The 3,690-nt window shown below is 48.1% G+C and carries 3 protein-coding genes; 2 read left to right on the top strand and 1 reads right to left on the bottom strand.

The annotated features are described in order from the left end of the window. Positions 1-139: 139 nt before the first annotated feature. Positions 140-1,297: a murein transglycosylase A gene (locus tag VB714_RS26875; RefSeq protein ID WP_323228376.1), complete on the bottom strand. Its 1,158-nt coding sequence runs from the start codon at positions 1,295-1,297 to the stop codon at positions 140-142. Positions 1,298-1,504: 207 nt separating this feature from the next. On the opposite strand from VB714_RS26875, the gene VB714_RS26870 reads away from it, so the two are divergent. Then, positions 1,505-1,720, top strand: a complete 216-nt coding sequence (locus VB714_RS26870) for a hypothetical protein (protein WP_323228375.1) — start codon at positions 1,505-1,507, stop codon at positions 1,718-1,720. Beyond that, on the top strand, positions 1,713-3,690 hold a 1,978-nt coding region (gene dnaK / locus VB714_RS26865; protein WP_323228373.1), incomplete at its 3' end, for a molecular chaperone DnaK. The genes VB714_RS26870 and dnaK, both read left to right, overlap by 8 nt.

The following is a 3,690-nucleotide window of genomic DNA, read 5'->3' as shown; positions in this document are numbered from 1 at the left end:
TCCCGTTAAATCGGAGATTGCGGTGCGACCCTGCTGAGGTTTCCTACTCCCTCCGGGAACGCTTTGCGAACAGCTAAGGAACGCGCACCAAGACAATAACGGGAGACCCCTCGCGACATTGAGTTGGGGATAAAGATGGCTATTCCTTCAACATCAGGTAATACAATGAACCCCGATAACCCATAACACCTGCCCTGTTTCCAGCAACTTCTCCAGTTCCCATGAAAACATCTACGCGACCCGGTGTTTTAATGGCACTTCCCGCATCTTGATCCAAAACATAACGACTGACACGAGGTGTTTGCATCTGTCCGCGACTATCAGGGATGGGAATTTGCGTGTCAATCAATGCTAAGGCGCCTGGGGGCATTAAAGCCTTATCTGTGGCAATAGAGCGATCGGCAGTGACAGGAACGCTTAAACTCCCTGATGCTGGCGCACCGTTAGTATCCCGGAAGAAAATAAAACGTTTGTTCTGGGGAATGTAGCGATCGAGTAAATAGGGACGCTGACGGAAAATATTAATCATTTTCGGTAGGGTGAAACCATCGCGAGGGTGTAACCCATCCCGAATCATAGCCTGTCCGACACTGACATAAGGATAATCCGTACTACCGTGATAGCCTACCGTCATGGTACCGCCATCCGCTAATTTGAGCTTGGCAGAGCCTTGAATGTGGACGAGAAAGGCCTCAAGGCGATCGCGCAACCAAACCAATTCTGAGCCGCGCAAAATGCTATTTTTGCCCGTACCGTCGGCTCCTTCGAGTCGATCGCGACTGGGGTGGGGTGTTGGCCATTGCTCCAAGTTTCCCGGACGGCGATAGAGGGGATAGCGATAGTCTTCCGTGGGGGTGCGGCTGGCTTGATAAATCGGTTCGTAATAGCCCGTAAAATAGACTGTACCGCGATTATCTTGTCCCGTGGAGCGATAAAAGACAAATTCTTGCTTAACCGCCGCTTGCAGTTCTTGGGGACTGCGCGCCTGCTGTACTAATTGACGGAAACGCACGAGAGAACGACGGACGCGATCGCGGGTAATCCAGCGAATGGGATAATTTCTGTAAACTTCTGCGGCTTTGGGGGTGTTTAAATAGCGCAGGCTATTATCGATAGATTGCAGGAGAGCATCTTTATCGCCTGCACCTCGGAAACTTTGCCAAAGCTGCTCGTCATAGCCTAAAGACGAATTATTCTGGGGATTAGACCATTCGAGGGGTTGCGCTTCAGCCCCTAAATGAGGGGTGGTAAATGCTAATCCAAGTCCGAGGGAGAGTAGAGCTAATGTTCTTTTCATACGTTAGTTTGCTGGGGAAACGATCTCTAAATATTGTTTTTGCACCGCTTTTGTCTTCGATCCGAATGATTTGGGATTTGTTCCAAAAAATTTATACATTTAGCGGATGTTTTTAGCAGAATTCCTGCAAAAAAGCAAGCAAAATAATTATCATCATCGATGTTCGATCGCCATAAAACCCAGTTATCATCTAGGATTGCGACTCGAATGAAAAAATTGCTGACTTGCTCTCAAAATTTAGCAATAGGCGATCGCCATAAACGTCTTTACCATTTTCGATCGCGCTTTCTCTCATATAATTCAGCGATCGCCATCTCCAGAGCAAGTCTTTTTCCTTACCCCCCTATCCATTACCGATTACCCATTACAATAGAATGCAGCAACTTAACATTTATTCAAGGAATCGATAGCGTACATGGGTAGAGTAGTTGGCATCGACTTGGGAACGACAAACTCGGTAGTTGCCATCATGGAAGGCAGTAAGCCGATGGTAATTGCCAATGCCGAAGGAATGCGAACCACCCCTTCCGTCGTGGGGGTGAACAAGGAAGGAGAATTGCTCGTCGGACAGTTAGCACGGCGACAGACCGTTCTCAACCCCAAAAATACCTTCTATTCCATTAAGCGTTTTATCGGTCGGAAATATACCGAATTAAACCCCGAATCCAAACGGGTTGCCTATACCATCCGTCGGGATGAGGAGGGAAATATTAAGATTCCTTGTCCTCGGCTGCAAAAGGATTTCGCCCCAGAAGAACTCGCTGCTAAAATTCTCAGACGCTTGGCAGAAGATGCCGAACGCTATTTAGGAGAACCGATTACCGGTGCAGTGATTACCGTCCCTGCTTATTTTAACGACTCCCAACGACAAGCAACGCGAGATGCTGGACGCATTGCGGGCTTAGAGGTTCTACGAATTATTAACGAACCCACGGCGGCTTCTTTGGCTTATGGATTGGATCGCCAAGGCAGTCAAACCATTATGGTATTTGACTTGGGGGGAGGGACCTTTGATGTCTCTATTTTGGATGTGGGAGACGGTGTATTTGAAGTTCGCGCCACCAGTGGCGATACCCAGTTAGGGGGAAATGAGTTCGATCGCAAAATTGTTGATTGGTTAGCAGAAGCGTTTTTAGAACAGCAAAAAATTGACTTAAGGAAAAGCGATCGCCAAGCATTACAGCGCCTCATGGAAGCCGCAGAGAAAGCGAAAATCGAACTCTCTGGAGTGGGCATTACAGACATCAATCTGCCCTTTATCACCGCCACGGAAGAAGGACCCCAACATATCGAAACGCAACTCACCCGAGGCAGTTTTGAGGGGTTGTGTGGCGATTTATTGAGTCGCCTGCGCCGTCCTGTTAAACGCGCCCTTAAAGATGCGGGACTCGGACCCATGGATATTGATGAAGTGGTTCTGGTGGGAGGATCCACAAGAATGCCCATGATCCGAGATTTGGTTTACAGTCTCATCGATCGCGAACCCAATCAGAATGTTAACCCCGATGAAGTTGTTGCGGTGGGTGCAGCAATTCAAGCAGGAATTTTATCGGGATCCGTCAAAGATGTTCTTTTATTGGATGTAACGCCCCTTTCTTTGGGCTTAGAAACCGTTAGCGGTGTAACGAAAAAGCTCATTCCCCGTAACACGACGATACCCGTGCGTCGTTCCGATATCTTCTCCACGGGGGAAAATAATCAAACCGTGGTGGAAGTGCATATTGTTCAAGGGGAAAGGGAAATGGCCAAGGATAATAAGTCTTTGGGACGTTTCAAGTTAACCGGAATTCCTCCCGCCCCGAGAGGTATTCCGCAAATTCAAGTCGCTTTTGATATCGATGCCAACGGTATTCTACAAGTAACGGCGATCGATCGCATGACGGGACGAGAGCAAAGTATTGTTGTTCAAGAAGCCTCGACTTTGAGCGAATATGAAATTAATACGATGTTGCAAGAGGCCGAACGTTTTGCCAGTGAGGATCGAGAACGACGGGAAAAGGTCGAGAAACGCAATCGGGCGAAATCTTTGATCGATCAAGGAAAACGGCGTTTGCGGGAAGTAACCCTCGATTTTGGCAGCCAGTTTGCAGCCTACTATCGCCGCCAAATTGAGTCTCTCATGCGAGAATTAGATGAAAGTTTGGAACGAGATGACGATCGCGGCATCGATCGCTCTTCTGCGGACTTACAAGATGCCCTCTACGAACTGAATCGAGAAGTGCGCTTGCAATATGAAGAAGAAGACGACGGCGATTTCTTTGATTCGATTAAGCGCACTTTTACCGGAGACAGCAAGCGAGAAGAACGTTACGATCGCCTCGATCGCAATCGTCCTCCCAAGAGTAGCAATCGCGATCCTTATGAGGATACTTTCGATCGCTACAATCGCCGTA

This window comes from Spirulina sp. 06S082, assembly GCF_034932145.1.
Classification (GTDB): Bacteria; Cyanobacteriota; Cyanobacteriia; order Cyanobacteriales; family Spirulinaceae; genus CCY15215.
The sequence above is the reverse complement of the archived record's forward strand: the minus strand, read 5'-3'. Positions and strand labels throughout refer to the sequence as shown.

What these genes read in the sequence shown, in the direction of transcription:
- VB714_RS26875 (WP_323228376.1), bottom strand. Translation starts at nt 1,297, where the DNA reads ATGAAAAGAACATTAGCTCTACTCTCCCTCGGACTTGGATTAGCATTT.
- VB714_RS26870 (WP_323228375.1), top strand. Translation starts at nt 1,505, where the DNA reads ATGAAAAAATTGCTGACTTGCTCTCAAAATTTAGCAATAGGCGATCGC.